This window comes from Streptococcus oralis subsp. tigurinus (assembly GCF_002356415.1).
GTDB classification, from domain to species: Bacteria; Bacillota; Bacilli; order Lactobacillales; family Streptococcaceae; genus Streptococcus; species Streptococcus oralis_F.
In genome coordinates, this window is sequence record NZ_AP018338.1 from 1507854 (window position 1) to 1534593 (window position 26740).

26 protein-coding genes are annotated in these 26740 nt (G+C 41.3%); 1 reads left to right on the forward strand and 25 read right to left on the reverse strand.

Annotated elements, in window-relative coordinates; genetic code table 11:
- Positions 1-27: 27 nt before the first annotated feature.
- The 20 genes from STO1_RS07775 to STO1_RS07875 all read right to left on the reverse strand — a co-directional run bounded on the left by STO1_RS07775 (position 28) and on the right by STO1_RS07875 (position 20933).
- Complete coding sequence (locus STO1_RS07775; protein ID WP_000567567.1) at positions 28-795, reverse strand: epoxyqueuosine reductase QueH; 768 nt, start codon at positions 793-795, stop codon at positions 28-30.
- Between the two features lie 137 nt (positions 796-932).
- Entirely contained in the window at positions 933-2555 is a 1623-nt protein-coding gene (groL, locus tag STO1_RS07780) for a chaperonin GroEL (RefSeq protein WP_096422709.1), read from the reverse strand.
- Positions 2556-2570: 15 nt separating this feature from the next.
- The gene (gene groES / locus STO1_RS07785) at positions 2571-2855 is read right to left on the reverse strand and encodes a co-chaperone GroES (protein ID WP_000917326.1); all 285 of its coding nucleotides are present in this window, start codon (positions 2853-2855) and stop codon (positions 2571-2573) included.
- A 308-nt stretch (positions 2856-3163) separates the two neighbouring features.
- On the reverse strand, positions 3164-3559 hold the full coding sequence (locus STO1_RS07790; RefSeq protein ID WP_000282461.1) for a single-stranded DNA-binding protein: 396 nt from the start codon (positions 3557-3559) through the stop codon (positions 3164-3166).
- A gap of 77 nt (positions 3560-3636) precedes the next feature.
- Positions 3637-4398: an SDR family NAD(P)-dependent oxidoreductase gene (locus STO1_RS07795; protein ID WP_096422711.1), complete on the reverse strand. Its 762-nt coding sequence runs from the start codon at positions 4396-4398 to the stop codon at positions 3637-3639.
- 41 nt (positions 4399-4439) lie between these two features.
- A complete protein-coding gene (gene ytpR, locus STO1_RS07800) occupies positions 4440-5066 on the reverse strand; it encodes a YtpR family tRNA-binding protein (RefSeq protein WP_096422713.1) in 627 nt (208 codons plus the stop codon).
- A 15-nt stretch (positions 5067-5081) separates the two neighbouring features.
- The gene (locus tag STO1_RS07805) at positions 5082-5399 is read right to left on the reverse strand and encodes a thioredoxin family protein (protein WP_096422715.1); all 318 of its coding nucleotides are present in this window, start codon (positions 5397-5399) and stop codon (positions 5082-5084) included.
- Positions 5396-5695 carry a DUF4651 domain-containing protein gene (locus STO1_RS07810; protein ID WP_084880108.1) on the reverse strand — a complete coding sequence of 100 codons (300 nt, stop codon included), beginning with the start codon at positions 5693-5695 and terminating at the stop codon, positions 5396-5398. Before STO1_RS07810 ends, STO1_RS07805 begins: the two co-directional genes overlap by 4 nt.
- 185 nt (positions 5696-5880) lie before the next feature.
- On the reverse strand, positions 5881-6954 hold the full coding sequence (locus STO1_RS07815; RefSeq protein WP_172843651.1) for an N-acetylmuramoyl-L-alanine amidase family protein: 1074 nt from the start codon (positions 6952-6954) through the stop codon (positions 5881-5883).
- 118 nt (positions 6955-7072) lie between these two features.
- Positions 7073-8680, reverse strand: a complete 1608-nt coding sequence (locus STO1_RS07820) for a CTP synthase (protein ID WP_096422717.1) — start codon at positions 8678-8680, stop codon at positions 7073-7075.
- A gap of 326 nt (positions 8681-9006) precedes the next feature.
- Positions 9007-9597 carry a DNA-directed RNA polymerase subunit delta gene (gene rpoE / locus STO1_RS07825; RefSeq protein ID WP_000418417.1) on the reverse strand — a complete coding sequence of 197 codons (591 nt, stop codon included), beginning with the start codon at positions 9595-9597 and terminating at the stop codon, positions 9007-9009.
- Between the two features lie 283 nt (positions 9598-9880).
- Positions 9881-11176: an FRG domain-containing protein gene (locus STO1_RS07835; protein ID WP_096422719.1), complete on the reverse strand. Its 1296-nt coding sequence runs from the start codon at positions 11174-11176 to the stop codon at positions 9881-9883.
- Positions 11177-11180: 4 nt separating this feature from the next.
- Positions 11181-11756, reverse strand: a complete 576-nt coding sequence (locus STO1_RS07840) for an ImmA/IrrE family metallo-endopeptidase (protein WP_096422721.1) — start codon at positions 11754-11756, stop codon at positions 11181-11183.
- A 135-nt stretch (positions 11757-11891) separates the two neighbouring features.
- Entirely contained in the window at positions 11892-14543 is a 2652-nt protein-coding gene (locus STO1_RS07845) for a valine--tRNA ligase (protein WP_096422723.1), read from the reverse strand.
- A complete protein-coding gene (locus tag STO1_RS07850) occupies positions 14536-16134 on the reverse strand; it encodes a restriction endonuclease subunit S (RefSeq protein ID WP_096422725.1) in 1599 nt (532 codons plus the stop codon). Before STO1_RS07850 ends, STO1_RS07845 begins: the two co-directional genes overlap by 8 nt.
- The gene (gene rhuM, locus STO1_RS07855) at positions 16127-17137 is read right to left on the reverse strand and encodes a virulence RhuM family protein (protein ID WP_033605554.1); all 1011 of its coding nucleotides are present in this window, start codon (positions 17135-17137) and stop codon (positions 16127-16129) included. The genes STO1_RS07850 and rhuM overlap by 8 nt, the downstream gene beginning before the upstream one ends.
- A complete protein-coding gene (locus STO1_RS07860; protein ID WP_045618122.1) occupies positions 17130-19112 on the reverse strand; it encodes an HsdM family class I SAM-dependent methyltransferase in 1983 nt (660 codons plus the stop codon). Before STO1_RS07860 ends, rhuM begins: the two co-directional genes overlap by 8 nt.
- A gap of 19 nt (positions 19113-19131) precedes the next feature.
- A complete protein-coding gene (locus tag STO1_RS07865) occupies positions 19132-19689 on the reverse strand; it encodes a GNAT family N-acetyltransferase (RefSeq protein WP_033583658.1) in 558 nt (185 codons plus the stop codon).
- Positions 19667-20254 carry a flavin reductase family protein gene (locus STO1_RS07870; RefSeq protein ID WP_033583656.1) on the reverse strand — a complete coding sequence of 196 codons (588 nt, stop codon included), beginning with the start codon at positions 20252-20254 and terminating at the stop codon, positions 19667-19669. The genes STO1_RS07865 and STO1_RS07870 overlap by 23 nt, the downstream gene beginning before the upstream one ends.
- A 283-nt stretch (positions 20255-20537) precedes the next feature.
- Positions 20538-20933 (reverse strand): helix-hairpin-helix domain-containing protein, encoded by a 396-nt coding sequence (locus STO1_RS07875; RefSeq protein ID WP_007519286.1) that lies wholly within the window; start codon positions 20931-20933, stop codon positions 20538-20540.
- A gap of 217 nt (positions 20934-21150) precedes the next feature.
- Between STO1_RS07875 and STO1_RS07880 the strand changes: the two genes are divergently transcribed.
- On the forward strand, positions 21151-21456 hold the full coding sequence (locus STO1_RS07880; RefSeq protein ID WP_033583653.1) for a DUF898 family protein: 306 nt from the start codon (positions 21151-21153) through the stop codon (positions 21454-21456).
- Between the two features lie 42 nt (positions 21457-21498).
- Here the strand turns inward: STO1_RS07880 and STO1_RS07885 are convergent, their stop codons facing one another.
- The 5 genes from STO1_RS07885 to infB all read right to left on the reverse strand — a co-directional run bounded on the left by STO1_RS07885 (position 21499) and on the right by infB (position 26729).
- Complete coding sequence (locus STO1_RS07885; protein WP_096422727.1) at positions 21499-21753, reverse strand: DUF1912 family protein; 255 nt, start codon at positions 21751-21753, stop codon at positions 21499-21501.
- A gap of 9 nt (positions 21754-21762) precedes the next feature.
- The gene (locus STO1_RS07890; RefSeq protein WP_096422729.1) at positions 21763-23097 is read right to left on the reverse strand and encodes a DUF438 domain-containing protein; all 1335 of its coding nucleotides are present in this window, start codon (positions 23095-23097) and stop codon (positions 21763-21765) included.
- Positions 23097-23330 carry a DUF1858 domain-containing protein gene (locus STO1_RS07895; RefSeq protein ID WP_000368739.1) on the reverse strand — a complete coding sequence of 78 codons (234 nt, stop codon included), beginning with the start codon at positions 23328-23330 and terminating at the stop codon, positions 23097-23099. The genes STO1_RS07890 and STO1_RS07895 overlap by 1 nt, the downstream gene beginning before the upstream one ends.
- Positions 23331-23425: 95 nt before the next feature.
- Complete coding sequence (rbfA, locus tag STO1_RS07900; protein ID WP_001273601.1) at positions 23426-23776, reverse strand: 30S ribosome-binding factor RbfA; 351 nt, start codon at positions 23774-23776, stop codon at positions 23426-23428.
- A gap of 166 nt (positions 23777-23942) precedes the next feature.
- Positions 23943-26729, reverse strand: coding sequence for a translation initiation factor IF-2 (infB, locus tag STO1_RS07905; RefSeq protein WP_096422731.1), 2787 nt, complete (start codon positions 26727-26729; stop codon positions 23943-23945).
- Positions 26730-26740: the final 11 nt, after the last annotated feature.

Below are 26740 nucleotides of genomic sequence, written 5' to 3' on the forward strand. Positions count from 1 at the left end.
AACCCAGCTTTTCAGCTGGGTTGATTTCTATATATCTAATTTAGTAACAGTAAACTTGATGTGGGAATAGTCTTTTTCAACATCCTTATCCAACAAGAAAGCCGTGGCATCCTTCTTAACCTGGACCAGATCAATATTCTGGGCTTGGGCCGCATAAACGCATCCACAATAACATTGACGATAGATATCATACTCCTCGCACATCTCTACCGAGCGCTTGTAGCCTTGATTTTTCTTGAAATCACTTGGAAGATAGTGGGTGGTATAAATCTTTTGCACATCGATTCCGATGCTGTTGATGGTTTGAGAATTCTTATGGGGACTGATGGTCAAGGCTGAACCAAAGTAGTCAAAGCCCAAGTCCATAGCTACTTGCGCTGTTTTGTCCAGACGGTAGTCGAAACAAACCTTGCAACGATCACCACCTTCGGGTTCTTCTTCCAGTCCTCTGACTAACTTCCGGTATTCATTGGGTTCATAAGGCGCTTCTAGGTATTGAACCGTATTTCCTGTCCGCTCATTGAAATCACTGACAAATTTCTTGGTGACGTAAGCCCGCTTGTGGTATTCTGCCTTGGGATGGATATTGGAATTGGCAAAATAGATGGTCACATCAGCGTATTTTGTCAGGTACTCTAGGGTGTAGGTACTACAAGGAGCACAGCAAACATGCATGAGAATAGTGGGACGTTGCTCATTTTTCTCCCAAACCTGAACCATTTTCTGCATAACACGGTCATAATTAATCTTCTGATTGGGATTCATCTTGCTCAGAATTTCTTCTACATCAATCATGTTCTTCTCCTTTTACTAGTCTTATTTTATCATATAAGTTAGGAGAGCTCAAATCTATTTAGAAGCGAATATCATAAAAAGGAAGGATAAACATTCCCTCCTTTTGTGTTTCTTATGAATTGCTTAGTATAGAAAGCTTACATCATCCCACCCATCATACTTGGATCCATGGCTGGAGCTGGGGCTACTGGTTCCGGTTTATTGGCTACGACTGCTTCTGTTGTCAAAATCAAGCTGGCTACAGATGCTGCATTTTGAAGGGCTGAACGGCTCACTTTCACTGGGTCAATGATTCCTTGATCAATCATGTTGACCCACTCGCCAGTCGCTGCGTTGAAGCCTGTACCAACTTCCGCATTTTTCAAGCGGTCAATAACGATAGACCCTTCGAATCCTGCATTGTGAGCAATTTGACGAACAGGTTCTTCCAAGGCACGGAGAACAATATTGCGTCCTGTTGCTTCATCTCCTGTCAATTCCAAATCAGCTACGGCTGGGATGACATTTACAAGAGCTGTTCCACCACCTGCAACAATTCCTTCTTCAACGGCTGCACGAGTAGCGTTGAGGGCATCTTCAATGCGGAGTTTCATTTCTTTCAACTCAGTTTCAGTTGCAGCTCCGACCTTGATGACTGCGACACCACCTGACAATTTAGCCAAGCGTTCTTGGAGTTTTTCACGGTCGAATTCAGAAGTTGTGGTTTCGATTTGTGACTTGATAACCGCAACACGGTGAGAAATAGCTTCAGGATTTCCAGCACCTTCTACGATAACAGTGCTATCTTTGTCCACAGTTACTCTCGCTGCTTGACCAAGCGCCTCAATAGTCGCATCTTTCAACTCAAGGCCAAGATCTTCTGTGATGACTGTTCCTCCTGTCAAGATAGCGATGTCTTCAAGCATCGCTTTGCGACGGTCACCGAAGCCAGGGGCCTTGACAGCTACGACATTGAATGTTCCACGAATCTTGTTCAATACAAGAGTTGGAAGAGCTTCGCCATCTACATCATCCGCAATAATCAAGAGCGGACGGTTGCTTTGGAGAATGCTTTCTAGAAGTGGCAAGATTTCTTGGATATTTGAGATCTTCTTGTCGGTAATCAAAATGTATGGATTTTCAAGGTCAGCCACCATTTTTTCGCTATCTGTCACCATGTACTGTGATAGGTAACCACGGTCAAACTGCATTCCTTCCACGACTTCGAGCTCTGTTTCCATACCACGTGACTCTTCAATAGTAATGACTCCGTCTTTACCAACTTTTTCCATAGCTTCAGAAATGTACTCGCCAACTTTTTCAGAACGAGAAGATACACTGGCAACCTGAGCGATGGCTTCTTTATTGGCAACAGGGATGGCATTGTTTTTCAAAGCTTCTACTGCTGCGGCAACCGCTGCTTCAATCCCACGACGAATGCCGATTGGATTAGCACCTGCAGTAACGTTTTTGATTCCTTCGCGGACGATCGCTTGGGTCAAAACAGTTGCAGTAGTTGTCCCGTCACCTGCGATATCATTGGTTTTTGAAGCTACTTCTGATACCAATTTGGCACCCATATTTTCAAAATGGTCTTCTAATTCAATTTCTTTAGCAATAGTAACACCGTCATTGGTAATCAATGGTGAGCCAAATGATTTTTCAAGAACGACATTACGACCTTTTGGTCCCAAGGTTACTTTAACTGTGTCCGCAAGGATATCGACACCACGGACCATAGCTGAACGAGCATCAGATGAAAATTTAATTTCTTTTGACATACTTACTTTCTCCTTCTATTCTTCAATGATCGCCAAGATGTTGGCTTCGCCTACGATGATATACTTTTCATCGCCATCTTTGACATCAATGCCTGCATGGGCTTCCACTAAAACACGGTCTCCAGGCTTCACGCTTGGAGCAACCAAGTCACCGTTCAAAGTACGAACACCTTGTCCAGTAGCTACAACTTGGGCTGTTTTTGTTTTTTCTTGGGCTGATCCTGCAAGGACAAAGCCTCCAACAGTTTGTTCTTTTTCTTCGATTTTCAAGACCACACGGTCTCCTAATGGTTTCAACATCTGTTTTCCTCCATGATGAAATACATATTATTAGCACTCTTTATATCTGAGTGCTAATTCATAATTCTATTGTATCACTTGGTCAGAAATAGTCAAGAAAAAAGTCTGACTTTCTCAAGATAAAAAGCCTGAGACCAACTCAGACTTTTTAATGTTTATACTCAATGAAAATCAAAGTGCAAACTAGGAAGCTAGACGCAGGCTGCTAAAAATACAGTTTTTAGGTTGTAGATAGGACTGACGAAGTCAGTTACCTATACCTACGGCAAGGTGAAGCTGACGTTGTTTGAAGAGATTTTCGAAGAGTATTAAAATGGCAATTCCTCCTCTTCCAAAACCAAATCTGCCAAATCCTGTCCGGCATTATTTTCACGCATGGCTCGTTGGGCACGACTTTCCAAAAGTTGGAATCCTGTCACAAGAACTTCAGTCACATAGTTCATCTGGCCATTTTTCTCAAAGCGACGGGTACGAAGTTCTCCATCCACAGATATAAGACTACCTTTAGTTGCGTAGCTTGCCAAGGTTTCAGCCAATTTCCCCCAAAGAACCAAATTGACAAAATCAGCTTCACGTTCCCCATTTTGGTCTTTGTAACGACGGTTCACAGCAATAGTCGCTCGCGCTACTGACTTGTCATTGTTGGTTTTGTGCAATTCTGGTGTAGACGTCAAGCGCCCGATCATGATAACTTTATTATACATATTTTCTTCCTCCTACTTATCTATTCGCAGGAAATCAAAAAAAGTTACAGAAATTTGTAACTTTCGAGGAAAATTTTTTACTTTTTATGAACCATAAATCCAGTCGCCTGTTGATTGGCCATAATAGTCATATCTGTAATCTGCACACGACGAGGCTGACTGGTCACATAGACCACTGTATCTGCAATATCCTGAGCTTGCAAGGCCTCAATTCCCTGATAGACGGTAGCAGCCCGCTCTTTGTCACCATGAAAACGAACTGTAGAGAAATCTGTTTCGACAATCCCTGGTTGAATGGTAGTCACCTTGATATCCGTTGCGATGGTATCAATTCGCAGTCCATCTGAAAAAGTCTTAACTGCTGCCTTGGTGGCTGAATAAACTGCTGCCCCAGCATAGGCATAGATTCCTGCGGTCGATCCCATATTGATAATATGACCTTGATTTGCCGCAACCATGGAAGGCAAGAAAGAGCGAGTGACTGCCATCAAACCCTTGACATTGGTATCCAACATGGTCAGCATATCCAATTCTTCATAGTCTTGATAGGGAGCTAAGCCAAGAGCTAGTCCAGCGTTATTGACCAAGATATCAATCTGCCCTATCGTTTCTAAAATATCGGAGCAGACACTCTTGACCATGCTCATATCCGTGACATCCAGCGGAAAGGTCCAAACTGTTTGATTTGGAAAAGTTTCTGCAAACTCTGACTTGAGGGTCTCTAGTCTGTCTGTCCGTCGCCCTGTTAGAACGACATTCTCCCCCTGCTCCAGATAAGCACGCGCAATCGCTTCTCCGATTCCTGAGGTCGCTCCTGTAATTACTACATTTTTTGGCATCTTATCTCCCTCTATCTGGTCTATCAAGCACTGACAATTTCCTAGACAGTCCAGTGTTTGGCTGGGTCAAACGGAGTTCCGACAACTTGGTCTTCTGATAATTCAAGCACCCCACGTTTTTGCGGAGCATTTGGCAAGGCAAGTTCACGAGGGCTGCACATCATCCCAAAACTCTTTTCGCCACGAAGTTCGCCTGGGAAAATGAGGTTGCCTTTTGGCATCATAGCTCCTGGAAGAGCGACAATGGTTTTCAAACCGACACGCGCATTGGGAGCCCCTGCAACGATTTGCACTGTCTTGTCACTTGCGACTGTTACTTGACAGATATTGAGGTGGTCACTATCTGGATGGGCTACCATCTCGACAATTTCACCAACAACAAACTTAGGTTCCTTGTCATTAACAATTTCCTCTGCAAAACCTTCCGCCTGCAACTCTTGGTTCAAACGTTCTACTTGTTCATCTGATAAAAAGACTTGACCGCGCTCTGCAATTTCAAACAAACTTGAAAGGTCGAAAATATTCCAAGCTACTGTTTCTCCATTTTCTTTGAGGAAAACACGGGCTACCTTGCCTTTGCGCTCCACGTCCAGTTTGGCATCGCCGCTATTTTTCACGATGACCATAAGGACATCTCCAACATGCTCTTTGTTATATGTAAAAATCATTCTTTCCTTTTTCTCCTATTTCAGTCCTGCTAAAAAGTCGTTAATTTGTTGCTTGCTTTTACGGTCGCGATTGACAAATCGGCCGATTTCCTTGTCCTTTTCTAGCACAACAAGGCTAGGAATCCCGTAAACATCCCAGAGTTTGGCCAGATCCATGTACTGGTCTCGGTCCACTCGAATAAAGGTGAACTCTGGATTGGCCTCCTCAATCTCTGGCAAGGCAGGATAGATATAACGACAATCGCCACACCAGTCCGCTACAAAAAGGAAAACCTTCTTGCCATCTTGCTCGACAAAACCTGCGAGCTCTTCTATACTACTAGGAGTTATCATAAGACTTCCTCCTCATAGACTAGGTCTTCATTTTCATAGACAAAGGTATAGTAACGACCATCCTCGAAAATGACTCCTCCGACGAGTCGCTCTAGACTACTTTCGTAGACTTGAACATAGAGAGTCGCAATCTCACCCATATCTGAGAAAAGTTCGCGCACGATAGCGGTCAACTCTTCTTGAGTCTTCATGAGTTTGTGGTTATCTGCTGCTTTTTTGGCACCCAAAGCGAGGGCACTTAGACCAGCCACTGTCAAGCCAGTCATCCATAATTTCTTAGCTTTCATACCATTCATTGTAACACAAAAAGGGCTCTAGGACAAATAGGGAAGCCGCAGAAAAGCAAGTAAAAAGCCCCTTCCTTAAAGGAAAAGGACTTCTTATACTCAAAGAGCAAACTAGGAAACTAGCCGCAAGCTGTACTTGAGTACGGTAAGGCAATGCTGACGTGGTTTGAAGAGATTTTCGAAGAGTATTATTCTTATTGCCAGGCACCTGAGTTGCCAACGTAGTAGCCATCTGGTGTGTAGGTATTGCGAAGCATCTTACCTGATGAAGCTAGATAATACCACTTACCATTGTCTTTGACCCAATCATTCGCAATCATGGCACCAGAAGAACTTACATAATACCATTCTCCCTTGTCAAAAATCCAAGTGCTTGCTTTCATAGAGCCTGAAGTTGATAAATTGTACCACTTGCCTTGGTCGTAAAGCCAATCACTAGCAATCATAGCTCCTGATGATTTAAAGGCATACCATTTGCCACCTTGATAGAGCCAAGTTTGATTAAACATAATCCCTTTATCATTCATAAAGTACCAAGTTCCATTGTCTTTAACCCAAGCATTTTGAACTAGTTGGCCTTGTTTTTGATAGTACCAATTTTGGTCTGATTTTAGCCAGCTTTCTGCTTTTACAATCGGATAAAGTTCTCGGAAGACTCCTCCCCCCTTGTAGGAATGACTGATAGATTCTGGTTTTGTAAGTTTTAACTCACCATTGTCATGGTCTTTCCAAGCATAAACTTTTTGACCATTGATAGTCTCTGGTAAGGTAGCAGTGTAGGTCTTGGTTTGATAGTCCCATTTTGTATCAAGGTAGGTGTAATGGTCTTTTGATTCTTCAATACGGTAGTAGCCACTTTTCTCACCATTATATACATCATCTACCACTTTAGTGGACCAGGTCTTTACTTCATTTCCACTCTTGGCCTCGACCTTGATATCTCCTCTATAGCCATAAGGTACGTAGAAATTCAGGTAACGCCCCTCTGTACCGACCATAGACTTGTCCTTTTCTTGACCTAGGAAATTGACTGTCTGATCTTGACCATTGAGACTGACCGTCCACTCGACTTTCTCAGTTTTTGGCAAATCCAAGACTTTGATATCTACTTCATGGCCATTATTAAATCGAAGAATTTTGCCATCTTGATACTTAACCCCACCCTTAATAACCCATTCTTCTTCCAATTCGAATGCTTTTCCTGAATGAGGGAAAGCCAGTAAAGCTAAACCTGCTAGAGACAAACAAAATAGTGTGATTTTTTTCATTGTATATCCTCCTTAGGAATTATTATATTAATTATATCACTATCTATTTTTTTTGCAAATCTTATCCTAAATATGCTAGAAGAAACCTCTGAGATTGCTCTCAGAGATTAGAGGATAACTAGTTACTATTCTCAACTGCTGCAGTAACAAAGGCTGTGTAGAGTTCCTCTGGACGGTTTGGACGGCTGGAAAGTTCAGGGTGATACTGACAAGCCACGAAGAATTTATTTTCAGGAATTTCCACAATTTCTACCAAACGATTGTCTGGAGAAACTCCTGAAAAGACAAAACCTGCTGCCTCAAACTGTTCACGAAAGGCATTGTTAAACTCATAACGGTGACGGTGACGACGTTGCACTACTTCTTGATCATGATAAGCTGCAGCCGCCTTAGAGCCACGTTTCAACTTAGATGGATAAAGTCCCAAACGAAGGGTCCCACCCATATCCTCAACATCAATCTGATCACGCATGATATCAATGATAGGGTATTTTGTTTCTGGTGCAAGTTCTGCAGAATTGGCACCTTCAAGTCCTAAAACGTGACGAGCAAACTCGATACAGGTCAACTGCATTCCCAAGCAGACACCCAACATTGGAACATCATTCTCACGCGCATAACGGATGGCTTGGATTTTCCCTTCCGTACCACGTTGACCGAAACCGCCTGGTACGATAATCCCGTCCGCATCAGACAAGAGTGCTGCTACATTCTCTGCTGTCACATCATTGGCATTGATCCAATTAATCTTCACTTCTGCGTCGTTGGCATACCCAGAGTGTTTCAAGGCTTCGACCACAGAGATGTAGGCATCTTGCAACTCCACATACTTACCGACAAGGGAAATTTTAACTTGTTTTTTCAGGTTCATGACCTTGTCCACCATGGCTGACCACTCTGTCATATCCGCCGCTGGTGCATCTAGTTTCAAATGGTCACAGACAATTTGGTCCATACCTTGCGCCTGCAAGTTCAATGGAATTTGGTAAAGGTGTTCGACATCCAAAGACTCGATAACAGCTTCTGGTGCTACGTCACAGAACTGAGCTAGTTTATTTTTAATTCCTTGACCAGCTGGTTTTTCTGTACGAATGACCAACATATTTGGCTGGATTCCCAACCCACGTAATTCTTTTACAGAATGCTGAGTCGGCTTGGTCTTCATCTCACCAGCAGCCTTGAGATAAGGAAGCAAGGTTGTATGGATGTACATGACGTTATCTGCACCCACATCTGCCTTCATCTGACGAAGGGCCTCTAGGAATGGCAAGGATTCGATATCCCCGACAGTTCCACCAACCTCTGTGATAATGACATCCGAGTCTGTCGTTACAGCGGCACGCTTGATTTTTTCTTTCAAAGCATCTGTGATATGAGGAATGACTTGGACAGTTGCCCCAAGGTATTCTCCACGGCGTTCCTTACGAAGAACTTCACTGTAAATTTTACCAGTTGTCACGTTGGAATATTTGTTGAGATTGATATCGATGAAACGTTCATAGTGACCCAAGTCCAAATCTGTCTCAGCCCCATCATCTGTCACAAAGACTTCCCCATGCTGGTAAGGACTCATGGTTCCCGGATCGATATTGATATAAGGGTCAAACTTTTGAATGGTTACTTTGAGACCACGATTTTTTAAGAGACGACCCAGACTTGCTGCGACAATCCCTTTCCCAATAGACGATACCACACCACCAGTTACAAAAATATATTTCGTAGACATAGATTCCTCTTTCTAAAATGCTCAAGGCCTTGTTAACTACGAGGGGACATAGAAAACAAGACCCTTATGAATAACGACTTCTCAAGAAAACTTCCTGAAAAACAAAAATAGCTCCCTAGTAACTAGGGAGCCCCGACCTCTAAAAGAGGTGCCCGAACAATATGATACCTTAAAGCAGAACATTTGTCAACCCGAATTGGTAAAACAGGAAAAAGAAGATTGTTTTCAGAAAACCAACTAAAGATCCACATCCAAACGGATGTATCACTCAACTACTCTACCCAAGCGACAAAAAGGTGATCAGGTGATCTCCTCTGTTAAGTCTTTTACTCTTCTTCACTCGTTTCAGTGTCATCGTCTGAAAACTCATCGTCTTCTTCATTAAGATCCACGTCTTCACCCAAGTCATCAGGGGCGATCTCGTTGATTTCCGCATCGTAAGCTTCCACTTCATTTTTCTCATCATCTGGATTTTCATCATCGTATGAAAGAGCTGGATCTGCTTCGTATGCATCCTCGTCTTCGGGATCATCGGCATTGTAGTCAATGGCATCTGAATCACCATCCATGAAGGCATTGACACGTTTTTTCTTAGCTTTTGGTGCCACTTCGTCGTCGTCACTTTCTTCAAGAGCGATGATTTCTTCGTCGATTTCGTCCACACCATACCATGAACGAAGACCCCATTTGTTGTCCCCAAGAGAGATGAAGCTACCGTCAAAGTTCAACTCTGTGTAGAACAAAGGTAAAGCTTCACGGATATCGCTGTTTGATGTTCCAAGGTAGTTTTGAATTTCATTTACAAGATCGCTAAAATGCATCTCATGATCGCGACCACGAAGTTCCAAGATAGCACGCGCTACCTCAATCATAGATAGTTCACTTTTTTCTTGCCCAGCAAATACTTCTAATTCCAAAGCGTTTCTCCTCATTTTTACTACTATCGCCAGAGCGAACAGACTCTGACCTCATTTTATCATGTACTCTTTATTGTACGATAATTTTGCGGAATAGTCAAAGGTTAAATGGGAGAAAGTGGCAGGACTTTTTATTTCTTTGCTACCCAGCCAATGGCATCGCTTTGTGGGTTTTCGGTATCAATCCAGATGAATTCGATGCCGATTATAGATGAAAATTAGGCTCAATGCCCTACTTCTCAGAGCGGTGCGAACTTGTAGAATTAGCTGCTTTCTAAATTGTTTAATCGTCACTCAATTTACTAGGATCAATTTTAGTCTCATCTTTTTTATCATCCGATACGTCTACAAAGTTTTTAGAGAGATATCCTAAATAATCTCCAAAATCTGGGAATAATGCGTGTGAAAAGTAACCATATTCTCCCAACTTACGAATTAACTCCTCTTGTATTACTTTATAATATTTTTCTTCAAAATCTTTAGCTTCCAGACTTTTTTTAACAGCTTCGATATTTGCCTTTGAATATTTTTGGGTAGGAGTGAAATTTTCTAATAGTGTCCCTCCCATAATATCATCTAGTGTTGTTTTACCTTCTCGTACTTTTTCTATATCTTCCTTAGAAAAAAAATATCCTTCTTCTTTAACTTTAGAAATTAATTCCTCTTCATTTTTTAAAAGTTCTTCCGTTTCTTTTTTAGAGAACTCTATTGTAATCGACACTCTTGGGATTCTTCGAAACTCTTCACTAATTTTTATTTCATCTTTAGTAAAGTGAGTATATTTACTCAATTTATCATAATTTATGAATGCACCATGTTGAGCTCTAATTCTTTGATTATCATGTCCTTTTCTAACAAATGTTAACAAACTGCTCTTAGAATGTTCCTCTATACTCATTTTAAACGCTTCGAATTTTGGTTTTTTAATAATTCTATTTCCAGAATTTGATAAAAACAATAGAGCAACGAATGGGTTATCTGTAATATCCAAAAGGCTTGTTGGAAGTTCATAATGTTGTAATTTAGCCAACTGATCTGCTCTAACATCCAAATCTTCATCGATAGAATGATATTCGACTCTATCTGGATATTCTTGACTCACTTGCTTGTATAATTGCTCAAAGAGTTCATAATAGAACTTACTGTCCTTATTGACTTTTTTTCTAAATAAGGCAGGAATAGTCGGCCATGACTCAGTTTGACCTCTAAAAAAATTATACTCACACTGCTCAAATTTAGAAATCAGTTCTTTAAGTAAATAAAAAATTGACCAGTGATTTCCTTTTTCATTGTAACCAGCATTAGTACCTGATTTTTTTAATTTTGTATTCAACTCTGACACAAAACTATTAATCTCTTCATCCGCTCCCTTAGAATATAATGAAACAATCTTATAACAAAATGGACCATACTTAGAATCTTCATTTTGATTATCTATAGAATTCGTTGCACCAAGTTTTATAGTTATATCAGTGTCATTATAAATCTGGCTATTTAGCTTTTTTATAGTATCTTCGGTACTTTTTCCACAAAAGAATGATCCTAAGCTATCATAAAACATTTGATTATTACTTGTCATAATTTTAGTATGTAATTACTCCCAAATTTTGTAAACGAAATGTTGTAGCTTGTTTTGAGGTTCTCATCATTGATGATAAACTATCGATAAATTCATCAACATTAGCATTTACTAACTGTTCATCAGTCAGATTATTATCTTGTTGAAATTTAGTAATACAACGAGCAATTAGTTTTTTGGGCATTAGTAGTTCAGCGGCAAATTGGTTTGCAGAACGTTCTTTAGCAATATCAACAGTTGCAATGTCTTCTGGATTCTTTAATCTATTAGAAATGCCACTATGATTTAAAGCATAATGTCCTATCTCATGTGCAATGGTGAATCTTTGTCGAACATCAGGCTCCATTGAATTGAGATAGATAACTCTATTCTCGCTATCAATCTGACCAGAATGATTATGATAAAATCCTTTTTGTACACTAATATTTAATGCATTTAGAATCTTATCTAAATCAATAAAATAATCATCTTTACTAATTTCAATAGTTTTCATAGCTATTTTTTCTTTTTCGCTTAAACCAATTAAATCTGTTTCAAAAAAATCTCTCGGAAACAATTCTTCCAATCTTTTTATTCCCATTACATTATATCTCCAAGTCAATATCTAATATAAACCTTTCTACAATTTTACTATTAATATATTCGTAAAATACGTAGAAAATGGATTCTCCTTCTATTATACCAAAAACCCCAGCAAATTGCCGAGGTTTGTAGCTTATTTAACAAGTTTATTCATCTCATCAATACGTGCTAAGGTCGCATCGTACTTGGCTTGGTAGTCGGCTTGTTTGTCGCGTTCTTTTTGGACGACTTCTGGTTTGGCGTTGGCTACGAAGCGTTCGTTAGAGAGCTTCTTGCCGACCATGTCCAGTTCTTTTTGCCATTTAGCCAGTTCCTTGTCGAGACGAGCCAATTCTTCTTCGACATTGAGGAGGTCTGCCAGTGGCAAGTAGATTTCTGCTCCGGTGATGACGCTTGACATAGCGAGTTCAGGTGCTGGGATATTTGATGCGATTTCCAAGTGTTCTGGATTTGTGAAGCGTTTGATGTAGTTGACATTGCTGTTAAAGAAGGCTTCCAAGTCGCTATCGCTTGTCTTAACAAGGATGGTGATAGGCTTGCTTGGAGCAACGTTTACTTCCGCACGCGCATTACGAACAGCACGGATCAAGTCTTTGAGACTTTCCACGCCAGTGTGGGCAGCAAGGTCTTCAAAGGCTGGGTTAACAGTTGGGTATTCCGCTGTAACGATAGAGCCTTCTGAGATTTGTCCAAAGATTTCCTCTGTCACGAATGGCATGATTGGGTGAAGGAGACGAAGGATCTTGTCCAAAGTATAAAGGAGAACAGAACGTGTGATGACTTTCTCTTCTTCATTATCGCTATAAAGGACTTCCTTGGTCAACTCAACGTACCAGTCCGCAAACTCATCCCAGATGAAGTTGTAGAGGATGTGGCCAGCAACACCAAACTCAAACTTGTCAAAGTTTTCAGTGACTTTTCCGATCGTTTCATTGAGGTTGTGGAGAATCCAGCGGTCTGTGACATTTCCAGCTTCCTTGTTAACAACTTTTTCGACATTAGCCGTTGCTTGCTCAAGAGTCAAACCTTCATTGTTCATGAGGATGTAGCGAGAGATGTTCCAGATCTTGTTAATGAAGTTCCATGAAGCATCCATTTTCTCGTAAGAGAAGCGCACGTCTTGCCCTGGTGCAGAACCGTTTGAAAGGAACCAACGAAGGCTATCTGTTCCGTACTTATCAATAACATCCATTGGATCAATCCCGTTACCGAGAGATTTCGACATCTTGCGTCCTTGCTCATCACGAATGAGACCATGAATCAAGGCATTTTTGAATGGCGACTTGCCAGTAAATTCCAAACCTTGGAAAATCATCCGAGACACCCAGAACGGAATAATATCATAACCAGTCACCAAAGTTGATGTTGGATAATAACGTTTAAAGTCTTCTGAGTCAACATCCGGCCAGCCCATAGTTGAGAATGGCCAAAGGGCAGAACTGAACCACGTATCCAATACGTCCTCATCCTGAGTCCAACCGTCACCTTCTGGAGCTTCTTCGCCGACATATATTTCACCCTCAGCATTGTACCAAGCAGGGATTTGGTGACCCCACCAGAGCTGACGAGAGATTACCCAGTCGTGGACATTTTCCATCCATTGGAGGAAGGTATCGTTGAAACGAGGTGGGTAGAATTCTACCTTATCATCAGTATCTTGGTTAGCAATAGCGTTCTTAGCCAATTGATCCATCTTGACGAACCATTGTGTAGACAAACGTGGCTCAACCATAACCCCTGTACGCTCTGAGTGACCAACTGAGTGGGTCATCTTCTCAATCTTAACAAGGGCACCAATTTCTTCTAACTTCTTGATAACAGCCTTACGAGCTTCAAAGCGGTCCATGCCATTGAATTCACCAGCCAATTCATTCATGGTACCATCATCGTTCATAACGTTGACTTGTGGCAAGTTATGACGTTGACCAACCAAGAAGTCATTAGGGTCGTGGGCAGGAGTGATTTTAACCACACCGGTACCAAATTCAGGATCTGCGTGTTCGTCCCCAACTATTGGAATTGGCTTGTTCAAGATTGGCAAGATAACATTTTGACCAATCAAGTCTTTATAACGGTCATCATTTGGGTTAACCGCTACGGCAGTATCCCCAAACATGGTTTCAGGACGAGTTGTTGCTACTTCAAGGGCACGTGAACCATCTTCCAACATGTAGTTCATGTGGTAGAAGGCACCTTCCACATCCTTGTGAATAACCTCGATATCAGAAAGGGCTGTACGAGCTTTCGGATCCCAGTTGATGATAAATTCACCACGGTAGATCCAGCCCTTCTTGTAAAGCTCTACAAAGACCTTACGAACCGCTTTTGATAACCCTTCGTCAAGGGTGAAACGCTCACGAGAATAGTCTACAGAGAGCCCCATCTTCCCCCATTGTTCCTTGATGGTAGTGGCATACTCGTCTTTCCATTCCCAAACCTTATCGAGGAATTTCTCACGACCGAGGTCATAACGAGAGATGCCGTCCTCAGCCAAACGGGCTTCTACTTTAGCTTGAGTGGCAATCCCAGCATGGTCCATACCAGGAAGCCAAAGCGTATCAAAACCTTGCATGCGTTTTTGACGGATGATAATATCTTGCAGAGTCGTATCCCAAGCGTGACCAAGGTGGAGTTTCCCAGTTACGTTTGGTGGTGGAATTACGATTGAATAAGGCTTAGCCTTTTTATCGCCAGAAGGCTTGAAAACATCTGCATCAAGCCATTTTTGGTAACGACCAGCCTCAACCTCAGCTGGATTGTATTTAGGTGAAAGTTCTTTAGACATGTGTGTTCTCCTTGTTTAAGTAGTTCAATATCTTAAAAATTTGTTCTAATTCTTGTTTTTTCATATAAGAAGTCATATAGTCATAATCTGGCAATCCAGTTTTAGTAACTGGCAACATAATCTTTTGACGTTTCATGCGTTCGCCATTGAATTTATAACCATAGGCATACTTGATTTTTTGCGACAAAATCATTTGTTTCAAGAAAAGGTAGGTATATTTGTTTCCGTATATCTCGTCCTTCCATTTCAAACGTTTGACATCATCAGAAAAAATGGCTTCGTAGGGATGATAGAAATTTTCAACAACACTACCATTGTAATTTACACCGAGTACATTTGCATCAAGACTTTTATTTGTATTAGATACAAAAGCTGTAACTCCATTATCACTATCGCTAGCACCTACAAATGGTCTCAATCCAATTTCTTGATTTGCTTTTGTCAAACGAACGCCTGATTTAATCTCACAAACATCCTCAATCCAGAAATCTTTCCAAGAAATTTCACAAACTTTTTCTTCAAGAATGTTCTTCACTCTGATATATATATATATATATTCGAGCACTTCTTGGGCTTTATCCAGTTCTAATTTTTTCACAAAGTCAGACATATATTGGAAATTAGGGTTACCTTCTTTATCAACTGGAAGAATGAGTTTTTCTCTTTTTATACGGGTGTCGTTAATCTCTCTGTTAAAAGAATATTTTTCTTCTAAGCGTTTAACAACGGTAGATAAAAATAGATAAGCGTATTTGTCTGCATTCTCAGACTTTAAAGCTGTTACGTGATCACTAGCCACAAACTCAAATTGCTGATAAAAAGTGGAACCGACACTTCCGCTATTGGCAAGAGTGAGGACATCTTCAAATTTCCGAACCCCTGTTTCATTTCCAATAAAGGCATCTACACCATTGTTTTCGGAAGTTGAGGAAATATAAGGTTTAGGACCATCTGTCTGATTAGCTTTTGTCAGACGTTTTCCTCTTTGAATTTCTTGAAAAACTTCAGTGAAACGAAATGTTTTCCATTCTACCTTGTCTAGTCCTGCCACATCTCCAGCTAGCTCAACCAATTTACGCTCATAATAATCAATGATTTTCTGAACTTGTTGCTTCTGTTCCTGCTTGATGTAATCTTCCATGAACTGCCAGTTAGGCTGACCTTGGGAATCCATCGGCAAAATTACGATTCTTTCTTTGAATCTAGTTCCTGTCAGACCTTTTCCATATCCAAAACCACAGTCTTTTATACTATTTCTAAAAGATTGAACCAAAAATATCCCTACGTTTTTGGAAATATTATCATTTTGGATAATATACATTTTATTTCCAGTAATATACTCCACTGACTGGTAAAAGAAATCTGCATTTTCAGCTCCGAGACTTATAGTATTTTTAGGATTTTTATGAACATTTATATTTTCAACTATTTCCTCTAAGCCATTGTTAAAAGATGTTCTTGTAATATATGGTATACCCTTTTTAGTGATTTTAAGATTATTTTTATGGTAAGGTTTTGAATTAGTTACTTCAAAAATATCTTTTACTTTAAACTCTCCCCACTCCACATCCGTCAATTTTAACTTACTCATCTTTGTCACCTGCCATTAGTTTTTTGATTTGCTTGTCAAAATCCGATACGATTTTCTGGGTACGGTTGAACTTCTCATATTCTTGACTGGCTTTCTCGTCTGCCTGTTTTTTAGAAATAGATCCTTTTCCTTCTAGAATTTCATATTCATTAAAAGAAAGGAAGCGGTCAATACTTTCCGCCAAAGATTGCATGGTAAAGGTATTACGGCGTTCAACCAAACCTTCAATATAGTCGAAGTAAGAGGTTACGGTACGCTCTAGCTGACGGATTTCGCTTTCTTGCAAATAATTCTTAGCAACTGTTACATCCGATTTCAGTACTCGGCCATCTGGTGCATTCTTCCAAGTCGTTAATCCCATTTGTTTCTTATCAGCGTCTGCCTTATGATAAATGATCTCAGCAGCGGTATTACCTGTAATAGCAAAATGAAACTTGTTCTGCACCATGGCATAGAAATTCTTAGTGATTTCAGAATTTCTATCGTAGTCAATAGCGCATTCCGCAAAAATATCGGTTATTTGCTGATAAATACGGCGTTCACTGGCACGGATGGAACGGATTCGCTCTAAGAGTTCACGGAAGTAATCTTGACCAAAGACCGTTTGTCCCTGTTTAAGACGCTCATCATCAAGTACGAACCCCTTAATAATAAATTCTTTTAAAGTATTAGTTGCCCAAATTCGAAATTGTGTCGCCTTTGTTGAATTGACGCGATAACCAACTGATATAATGGCATCAAGATTGTAATACTCCAATTCGCGCTGAACCGCTCTACTACCCTCTTTTTGAACTGTTCGAAATTTTCGAACAGTTGCCAGCTTGTCTAACTCGCCATCACTATAAATATTTGATAAATGGTGACTAACCGTTGATTTAGAAACTCCGAATAACTCAGAAATCCCTTTTTGTGTCAACCAAAGATTTTCATCTTGTAATAGAATATCTAAATTAACATCACCATTAGGTGTCGTATATAGGACAAAATTAGAAATTTCATTCATAATCGTCACCTTTTTCCGCTACCATCGGAAGTTCCTCAATATCGGTAATTTCTTGGTAATTCTCTTTCTCTTCTATTCCGAAAAGATAACCTCGTCCATGAGTAATCATATTGACTTCAAAAGTTAGATAATCTGCAATGGTCTTTTGAAAATCTTCCTCAGAAGGAATTTCATCATTAAAGTAATAGAAAGAGTGGAGCCACTCATCATCAGCTTCAATCGTTGTTTGAACACAGAACTTAGTTTCTGCTTCAGTGCGATCAAACCAGACATCAAGCAAGTGTTGTTTTTTATCTTTAGCCGTAGCTGTTTCAACTAGACCGATGTGTTTAGAGACTTCAAAACCATCATTTTCAAAGTTGATAAATTTGCATTCTTTTTCCGGACGATGCGGTATACCAGCTGTAAATACTGCAATACAAGGGTTTGTTCCCACGCCATAAAAGGTATTTTTATTAAGTGTAATAACACCTTCTAAAGTATGGTGTTTTAAAATATTTTGTTTAGTTTCTTTTTCAAACTTGGTCTTCCCTGTAAAGGTGGACTGAGGAACGATGACAACCGCCTTAGCACCTTCAACTAAAGAATTTAACAGGTGTTCTGTAAAGTTGATTTCATACAGATCTGTATTGGCTGTCGAACCCATTGAATATGGCGGATTCATCATACCAACGTTGCATTGTTTTAGCTGAAGCTTACTAGGATTTTGGCGTAGAAAGTCTTGGTTTTCAAGGTTACTTTTCCCATCACCTCGTAATATCATATTCGTCGTAGCAATTGTAAACATATAAGATTGTTCTTCAATCCCGAAGAGCTGATGTTTCCGAATTTGGTCACGTTGAGAATCATTTTCTGCTTTTGTTAACATATCATGCATAGCAGCGATTAGGAAGCCTGCTGTACCGCAAGTCGGATCAAAAACCTTATCCGTCGGTTTCAAATCAACCAAATCACAAAACAGTTCCGTGATATGCTTTGGTGTTAAAACAATGCCTAAGTTCTGGCCATCTCCTCCAGAGTAAGACATGAATTCTCCGTAAAAACGACCTAGATAATCTTCAGCAGAACTGTTATATCTTAAACTTTGATAAATACTCTTATAAAGAAATTCTGTGAAATGTTTGATAGGTGTTTTACCTAGATTAGCATTTTTTTCATTAATTTTCACATCGTCTCTAATGATAGCAAACTGACTAAGTAGTTTATCTTTTTTTACTTCAGGAGACACATTAGCGCGCTGAAGGTTAGACTTGATGGCAGTATAAATCTTTGAGCCGTCTGTTTTTACAGTATCTCCAGTTAAACTTTCCAGAGAGAAGTTTCCATGCTCCGTTTCTCTCAATGCTAACAGAATTCCTGAAACAATCAGAGGTTTGTTCTTTTCCTCAATATTGCCGTAATTTCTCAAATCATTGTGTAAAGTCGCGGCATCTTTTAAAATTTCAGCAGTTTCTTTTTCAAAATTGGTTTCTTCTTGAAGAATCTCTTTTACGTAATACTCATCAATATTATCTATTGAAAAGGAAATAAGGGTCTCAATATCCGCAAGTTCAAAATATTCACCACGTTCATTTACAAAAACAGGAGTAATGCGATGTTTTTTTTCATTGCCACTAATTCCAACAGCAATGATTTTTTTGTAACTAACCTTATCTGCTAAATGTTTAGCATAAAAGACCGCTCCGTTTACTGCATAGTCTGTATTTGATTTGACATCATCAGCAATCAAATCATCATCTGTATAATTGATATGTTTTGATAATCCAGGTTTATCTTCAATAATGATTAAGAAGTCTTTAACAATTCCAACGTATTCTGGGAAGCCTGAATTTCCAGTCCCTTTTTTCGAAGCAGTCTTCAGTGCTTCATTAATCTCTTTAACATTACTTCCCTGCGCATCAAAATTTTCACGGATTCCTGCTTCTTTTAAAAGTTCATGAACCCATAAATCAGTATTTACTTCTTTTTTTGCCATTATTCATCTCTTTTCATTACTAAATTTCCCACTCACTCCTCAGCAAGCCATATATCAGACTGTCACAGCGGTTTCCTTGAACATCCGTTCTGTCCCGGATGCGGGCTTCGAGGGTAAAGCCAAGTTTCTCTGCAACTCGTTGACTTTGAAGGTTATACCCAAAGCAAGTCAGTTCAATCTTGTGAAGATCAAGTTCTTTAAAAGCTAGGTCAATCAAGGCACGTGCCGCCTCTGGAACATAACCTAGACCCCAATAGTTTGGGTGCAAGGTATAGCCAATCTCCAGCACGTCGTCTTCGTGTCGATGAGGAAAATCAACAGAGCCGATGATTGTATCAGTTCCTTTGACCACAATGCCATAACCAGCTGGGAGATTGTCCTTTTCATTGCGTTCGGGAAGAATGTGCTCCAGATAATAAATCTCATCTTCCAAGATCTTGACGGGTGGAAAACCAGCGGGATAAGAAACTTCTGGAAGACTGGCATAGTCAAATATATCCTCAGCATCCGCCACTGTGCGGACTCGCAAGACCAGTCGCTCCGTTTCGATTCGCTCAGGTAATGTTACTCTTGCCATCCTTCCTCCTCGCTTTCTTGATGAAGTTCCCCATAGGGTCGACACGATCATCTAAATAACGATAAACGCGCTGGTGGCCGTCCCCCATAAAGTAAGTTGGCGAAAAACGGTCATTTTTAAAATGCCCCTTGTCATCCAAGAGCTCAGGATCAGCAAGTCGCTCGAGAATCTTGGCAAAGATATGGCAGATGCCGTCTTCCTCGATAATCCTATCTACCTGACAGTCCAATACGACTGGACAGGCCTTTAAAATCGGTGCCTGAGTCTGTTCAGAAATCTCATAGTCTAGCCCCAAGTGTCCCAACTTTTCTCGATGGCTAATAAAACCAGCCTGCTCCATTTCGAGCATGAGGTTTTCATCAGGTATGTTCACAGTAAACTTCTGGAAATGCTTGATTTGCTCAGCCGCATTTTCCTCAGCACCAACACCTATGACTAGCCAATCTCCCAAGCTATAAGAGGAGCTACAGGTCGTAATATTGTGCCCAAAATTCTGATCCTGATATCCCAAAATGAAGATAGGAAAGCCATAGTAGAGCTTACTTGTTTTAAAAGATTGCTTCATAACAACCTCCTTTGACTAAGACGCAAAAAAAGAAAAGCCCTGCCATATCCATGACAGGGACGAATGTGTTTATCCGCGGTACCACCCAATTTCGGGCAGAGCCCGCAACTCTCGTCTTCATAATAAAAAGACAATATTATTTCATTTTCAGCCATTAGCAACCAGTTTCGACACATTTGTGGACTTCTCAACACCGCCACTTTCTGTAAAATGTGGGACTCAAAACACCTCTAATGGCTTTATTTTAACAAGTTTTTGACGGAAATGCAAGGGGCAAGAAAGATTACTTGAACTTGATGCCGTTTTCTTTTAATTTCTTGATGGTAGCTGGGCCAATCCCTTTCAAAGCAAGGAGTTCTTTTTCAGTCCAGTTTTTAAAGTCAGCAGCCGACTTGATCCCTTCATCATAGAAAGTCTTAGCTCGATCTACTGAGAGTCCACCTAGGTTGGCTGCGAATTCTTCTACAGAGCTTGTAACTTTTTGAGCTTGCTCTTTAGTTGCTTCTACTGCTTGTTCCACTTTTTTAGAGACAACTTTCCCTGCTTCGCTAGCAGATTTTTCTGCATGTTTCACAACTTTTTTTGTTTCTTCGACAACCTTGGTCACCGTACTTGAAAATGCACCTGAACGACGAAGGCTGTTTCGTAATTGTTTTTTCCGTTGGAGTTTCTTTGACATGATAAAATCCTTTCAATAAAAAATCCCTGTTCTGACAAGGATTTAATAAAGATATTCTATCAAGATTTTGGGAAAAAATCAAGAAAGGAAACGAGATTGCTCCTAAAAATCTAGCCGTTTTTTCTTTCAATCTAATTTGACAATGATTCAACTTCTTGATAAAACATGCAGTAATGTGCAAGACTAATTCACGTAAAAAGCTGATAAGGAGAAGAATATGAATAATGAAAGTTACTTTGATGGTGGTCTTTTGAGCTACGTTGGATATGCTATCCTAGCCATGCTTATCATAGTTTTTACTATTGGAATCGCTACGCCTTGGGCAGTTTGTATGATGCAAAACTGGAAAGTCAATCACACTGTCATCGATGGGCGTCGCCTCTATTTTGACGGAACAGGTTCTCAATTATTCGGGAACTGGATCAAGTGGTTCTTGCTCACCATCATCACTTTGGGCATCTATTCATTCTGGTTGCATATTAAAATGGAACAATGGATTACCAAACACACACATCACGTATAAACAGAAAAAGTGCGTTCATACGCACTTTTTGATTTACAACGATTAATAGTTTCGCTCACCAAACAAGCCCTCTGGTAGATCATGGAATCCCTTTCCTGCTTTGAAATTTTCAAACTTACCCAGCAAAAACTTGTAGGCATCCAAGCGGCTTTCGTAGCGAATCATGGCATCTTTGGCACGCTCGTCTTGGTCTTCTTCGTAAACTTTTTGACTTTCCTTGTGCGCCATGTCGTTGATCACGATCTGGGTATTGACCCAAGCTTCAAATTCCTTCATAAATTCCTGTTCGTAACTCATTCGTTCTCCTTATTCTAATCCACGGAAATAGTCCGTATCAATCTCTCGGTAGGGCTGGATATCCTGAACATACTCCAACACGCCTTGGAATTCTCCGTTCTCATCGTGTACCGCAGCATAGGTGATGTGGACAAATTTGCCTCGCGACTCTGACTTGAACCACATTTCATACTTGTCCTTTTTACCTTCACGAAGACCTTTCATAACAGCCTTCACCTTGTCTAGGTACTTAGGTGGATGGCAGAGTTCAACATTGCGCCCGACTTGGGACGGTGTCCGTTTGAAAATCATCTCATCAGCTGGCGCATTGTCATTGTAATACTGGAAAATGTCGTCTTTATTGACAAAGGTAATCTCCATAGGGAGGTGATTGAGGATGAGGTTGGCCTGCTCGACTGAGAGAAAGCCATTGCCAAAAGCCTGTTGGCTATGGCGGTCCAGCACTGCTTCTTTTTCCTTAGGGGTAAAGGTAATGGTAAACTGGCCTTCTGGTGTATCGATAACTTGCTGCACTTGGCCTTCGGCCGTGTCTATCTGCACGGCCTCCTCTGCACTCTTTTCCTCAACAAAGCTCTGGCGTTCTGGAACCCATTTCTCAGACGGACGGATGATGGCATAGCCATAGGCGTCGCTCTCCGCCGCAATCTGAAGCCAGTCATCCTGAGTAAAAGACTCGAGGAGAATCATGAGAAGAATGGACTCTTCTTTGAAAATCATGCTCTCAAACTCTGTCGCAAAAGCTTTAAAATCTTCTTTTACACTACTAATCGACACTTCTGGTAGTGACTTGACTGTCTTTAGAGCTGTTTGAAAGAGTTCCCTGATCTGGTCATCCACTCCCCACATAACTTTTGGAGGTGAATCGTGTCCATAGCGCTCCATGATAGGAAAGAAGAGCTCTTCCTTGCGCTGATAGTGGATGTCAAATTGCCCCAAAAGTCCCATTTGACGGACCAAGCCCTTGCGCATCTCTGCCAGCATTTCCTCATCTTCCATAGACTCATAGGTATCCAACAGTCTCCGAATGCGAATCAAAGCTGCACGGAGAGCCAGATTTTCATCCTTGAAGACGCGAACTGGGTGGCCAGGGTGTTCAGTATCCTCCACTTCGACGCCCTTAACAGCATTTTTAAAAAGATTGGCATGGACATCACAGAGCTCCATGACATCTTCAAAGGTAACACCTGAGTCTGAGTTCATCAGCTCGTGCTCCATGAGGGAAATCTCGATGGCTGACACACCTGTAAAGGTCGCATCAAAACGCTCCTGAACTGACTCAGGAGAGGCGCCATTGTGCAATTCTAATAAAATATCCCGTAGGATATGAATCCGTTCATCTGCCATTAGTCTAATCCAATCACTTCGTAACCATTCGCTTCCAGTGTGCGGACAATCTTGTCCATAGGAGTTCCTTCAAGCTTCGAACCCTGTTTAAGAGATACCTTGCGACCGACTGTATTGCGCATCAAGGGATTAGCAAGTGGTTTAAAACCGAGCTCCACTAGGATTTCCAAGACTTCCGGGTGCTTGTCTACCACTTCTGCAACGGGTATTGACACATCGATGATATTGTCCATGACGACCTCCATGTATGTTCTAAAATGATTTTCCTGCTTATATTATACCATAAGGACGATTAGCATACACCAAAAAAGAGGGTTTCCCCTCTTTCTTAGTTTTTATCCAGATTGCGTAACATCTCGTCAATCTTGTTTCCATATTCAATGGATTCGTCTTTGACGAAGGTTAAATCTGGGATTTTGTACAATTTCAAATTGCGACCAAGTTCACGTTTGATGGTACCAGTTGCTTTTTCAAGCCCGATTTGAGCTTTTTGGTTATCCGAAGCAAGGTTACTCAAAATGGTGTAGTAAACCTTAGCAACAGACAAGTCACCTAGCATCTGAACATCTGTAATGGTCACACCTTGGACACGCGGATCACGGACTTTCTTTTGCAAAATCTCATTGACTTCACGCTTGATTTCCATGCCCACACGATCCGTACGGAAATGATTTGCCATGATATTCCTTTCTCTACTTTGAACCAAAAGCTAGGCCAGCAGACCTAGCTATTTTCTAATAGATAGAGGAACTAGAGCCATTTGAATCTAGGAAACAAGCCTTTGATAGAACTGAAGTTCATCAAGGCGCTGTTGACAACGAGTCAAATGAGCTATCGTTTCTCTATTATCGTTTGATTTCTTCCATGATATAGGCCTCAATCACATCATCCGTCTTGATATCATTGTAGCCCTCAATCATCAATCCACCTTCACGACCGTTCGTAACTTCTTTGACGTCGTCTTTGTAGTGTTTCAAGCTTGCGAGTTCACCGTCAAAGATAACAACACCGTCACGGATAACACGGACTTTAGAGTCACGGGTAACTTTACCACTCGTAACCATGAATCCACCGATGGTTCCCACTTTAGACACCTTAAAGGTTTCACGGATGATTGCTTCACCGATAATTTTTTCTTCGAATTCAGGATCGAGCATCCCTTTCATGGCTTCTTCCATCTCTTCGATAACCTTGTAGATAATGCTGTGGAGACGGATTTCTACATCGTCAGCTTCGGCTTGTTGACGCGCTTGTGGTGTAGGGCGTACGTTGAATCCAACGATAAAGGCATTTGAAGCTTCCGCAAGCGTCACATCAGATTCATTGATAGCACCGACTGCTGAGTGAACGATAGTAACTTTCACACCTTCTACATCGATCTTTTGAAGCGAGGCAGAAAGGGCTTCAACTGAACCTTGTACGTCGGCCTTGATGATAACGTTAACAGACTTGAGTTCACCCGCTTTAAGCGTATCAAATAGGTTTTCAAGGCTGACACGTTGGGTAGCTTGACGTTGTTTCATAAGAGCACGTTTGGCACGTTCTTCACCGGCTGCACGCGCAGATTTTTCATCTTCGTAAACAGCAAAGTGGTCACCCGCCATCGGTGCTTCGTTCAAACCTGTGATAGAAACTGGCGTTGATGGTCCAGCAACCTTGACACGACGACCAAGGTCATTGGTCATAGCACGGACACGACCGAAGGTATTTCCGACAACGATAGGGTCTTGCACATTCAGAGTACCTTGTTGCACAAGAAGGGTTGCGACCGCACCTTTCCCTTTATCCAAGCGAGCTTCGATAACCGTACCGATAGCACGCACTGTTGGGTCTGCCTTGAGTTCTTGGATTTCAGCCACAAGAAGGACCGTTTCCAAGAGTTCATCGATATTTTGGTTGAACTTAGCTGAAATTTCGACAAACTCAGAATCTCCACCCCAAGCAGTTGACATGACACCGTGTTCTGCCAATTCACCGATAACGCGTTCTGGGTTGGCACCAGGTTTATCAATCTTGTTGATGGCTACAATGATTGGAACGTTGGCTGCTTTTGAGTGGTTGATGGCTTCGATAGTCTGAGGCATAACCCCGTCGTCTGCCGCTACGACCAAGATGGTGATATCGGTAACAGATGCACCACGCGCACGCATCGATGTAAAGGCCGCGTGTCCTGGTGTATCAAGGAAGGTAATCTTCTTGCCGTTTTCAACGATTTGGTAGGCACCAATATGCTGAGTGATACCACCTGCTTCTCCTGTTGCAACACGAGAGTTACGAAGGGTATCTAGAAGGGTGGTTTTACCATGGTCAACGTGCCCCATGATGGTCACAACTGGTGGACGCTCAACCAATTCATCTTCATTGAGATAACCATCTTCGACGAAGAAACGCTCGATGTCCGCATTGTCCACTTCAACCTTTTGTTTGGCTTCGATACCGTAATCCACCATGAGGAGTTCAATGGTTTCTCCATCCAAGGATTGGTTTTGTGTGGCCATAATCCCCATCATAAAGAGTTTCTTAACGATTTCAGCTGGTTCACGTTTGATACGTTTTGCGATTTCCGCAACAGTCATACCATCTGTATATTCGAATTCTGTTGGCAATTCATGGAACTTGCGCTCTGTAACAGGTTTTGGAGTCTGGTTACGGTTGTTCTTGTTATTGCCTTTTTTGTTCTTCTTATTGTTATTCCAGTTACTATTTCTTTGATTTCTCACTTGATTTTGACTACTTCGATTCTTTTGTTGTTTTCTAGGACCATCTTCTTCGTGATCATAATCATCACGTTCTTTGTCTGGTCGAGCTTGTTTTTTACGACGTGTATCCACTGGCGCTTCTTTCGCTACAGGAACTACTGTTACTGCTGGTTGCGTTTGTTCAGCTAACTTAGCAGCTTCTTCAAAGATTTCCTCTGGCTCCTTGCGTTTATTAGCTTGAGCCAAGGCTTCTTTAGCAGCTTGCGATTGTTTGAAGCGCTCCTCGCTTGAGCGTGCGTACTCTGCATTTTGCTCTGCTTTTAGGGCTGCTGCACGGGCTTTAAAGTCAACACGTGGTCCAGCTGGTTTTGGCTGGAAATCTTGTTGCTGACGGCGATTATTGCCACGATTCCCTTGACCTTGTGGTTTTTTCCCTTGGTCGTTAAAACGGCGATTGTCGCGGTTTCCTTGACCAGGTTTACCACCATTACGGCCGTCATTTTTCTGACGGTTGCCGTTTTGTTGTTGGTCACGGTTGTTGCCCTTGTTTTGTTTGCGTCGCTCTGCCTGCTCTTTAGCACGCGCCTCACGCTCCGCTTTGAAGTTTCGACTTTGTGGTCTCGCTGCCACTACTTTTTCTTCCTTAGGAGCTACAGGTGCAGCTGGTTTACTTTCTTCCTTAGCAACAGCTGGTTTAGCTGATGCAGGCTTTTCCACCTTCTTTTCTACACTTGCTTTTGGTGTCGCAGGTTTTGCTTCTGCCTTAGGAGCAGGTGCAGGCTTAAAGCTCGCTGCGATTCGCTCAGCAGCAGCAGCTTCCACGCTCGATGAGTGGCTTTTTACATCCAAGCCCAACTCTTTTGCACGCGCTACAACTTCTTTACTTTCTTTTCCAAGTTCTTTTGCGATTTCGTACAATCTTTTCTTAGACAAATCATGTCCTC

Coding starts and splice junctions, on each gene's coding strand:
- STO1_RS07850 (WP_096422725.1), bottom strand. CDS start 16,134: ATGAGTAAGTTAAAATTGACGGATGTGGAGTGGGGAGAGTTTAAAGTA.
- rhuM (WP_033605554.1), bottom strand. CDS start 17,137: ATGAATGAAATTTCTAATTTTGTCCTATATACGACACCTAATGGTGAT.
- STO1_RS07860 (WP_045618122.1), bottom strand. CDS start 19,112: ATGGCAAAAAAAGAAGTAAATACTGATTTATGGGTTCATGAACTTTTA.
- STO1_RS07890 (WP_096422729.1), bottom strand. CDS start 23,097: ATGGCAGATGAACGGATTCATATCCTACGGGATATTTTATTAGAATTG.
- STO1_RS07775 (WP_000567567.1), bottom strand. CDS start 795: ATGATTGATGTAGAAGAAATTCTGAGCAAGATGAATCCCAATCAGAAG.
- STO1_RS07845 (WP_096422723.1), bottom strand. CDS start 14,543: ATGTCTAAAGAACTTTCACCTAAATACAATCCAGCTGAGGTTGAGGCT.
- STO1_RS07820 (WP_096422717.1), bottom strand. CDS start 8,680: ATGTCTACGAAATATATTTTTGTAACTGGTGGTGTGGTATCGTCTATT.
- STO1_RS07885 (WP_096422727.1), bottom strand. CDS start 21,753: ATGAGTTACGAACAGGAATTTATGAAGGAATTTGAAGCTTGGGTCAAT.
- STO1_RS07875 (WP_007519286.1), bottom strand. CDS start 20,933: ATGTCAAAGAAACTCCAACGGAAAAAACAATTACGAAACAGCCTTCGT.
- STO1_RS07865 (WP_033583658.1), bottom strand. CDS start 19,689: ATGGCAAGAGTAACATTACCTGAGCGAATCGAAACGGAGCGACTGGTC.
- ytpR (WP_096422713.1), bottom strand. CDS start 5,066: ATGATTTTTACATATAACAAAGAGCATGTTGGAGATGTCCTTATGGTC.
- STO1_RS07795 (WP_096422711.1), bottom strand. CDS start 4,398: ATGCCAAAAAATGTAGTAATTACAGGAGCGACCTCAGGAATCGGAGAA.
- STO1_RS07790 (WP_000282461.1), bottom strand. CDS start 3,559: ATGTATAATAAAGTTATCATGATCGGGCGCTTGACGTCTACACCAGAA.
- STO1_RS07815 (WP_172843651.1), bottom strand. CDS start 6,954: ATGAAAAAAATCACACTATTTTGTTTGTCTCTAGCAGGTTTAGCTTTA.
- STO1_RS07810 (WP_084880108.1), bottom strand. CDS start 5,695: ATGAATGGTATGAAAGCTAAGAAATTATGGATGACTGGCTTGACAGTG.
- groL (WP_096422709.1), bottom strand. CDS start 2,555: ATGTCAAAAGAAATTAAATTTTCATCTGATGCTCGTTCAGCTATGGTC.
- STO1_RS07835 (WP_096422719.1), bottom strand. CDS start 11,176: ATGACAAGTAATAATCAAATGTTTTATGATAGCTTAGGATCATTCTTT.
- rbfA (WP_001273601.1), bottom strand. CDS start 23,776: ATGGCAAATCATTTCCGTACGGATCGTGTGGGCATGGAAATCAAGCGT.
- STO1_RS07880 (WP_033583653.1), top strand. CDS start 21,151: ATGAATAATGAAAGTTACTTTGATGGTGGTCTTTTGAGCTACGTTGGA.
- STO1_RS07870 (WP_033583656.1), bottom strand. CDS start 20,254: ATGAAGCAATCTTTTAAAACAAGTAAGCTCTACTATGGCTTTCCTATC.
- groES (WP_000917326.1), bottom strand. CDS start 2,855: ATGTTGAAACCATTAGGAGACCGTGTGGTCTTGAAAATCGAAGAAAAA.
- STO1_RS07805 (WP_096422715.1), bottom strand. CDS start 5,399: ATGATAACTCCTAGTAGTATAGAAGAGCTCGCAGGTTTTGTCGAGCAA.
- STO1_RS07840 (WP_096422721.1), bottom strand. CDS start 11,756: ATGGGAATAAAAAGATTGGAAGAATTGTTTCCGAGAGATTTTTTTGAA.
- STO1_RS07895 (WP_000368739.1), bottom strand. CDS start 23,330: ATGGACAATATCATCGATGTGTCAATACCCGTTGCAGAAGTGGTAGAC.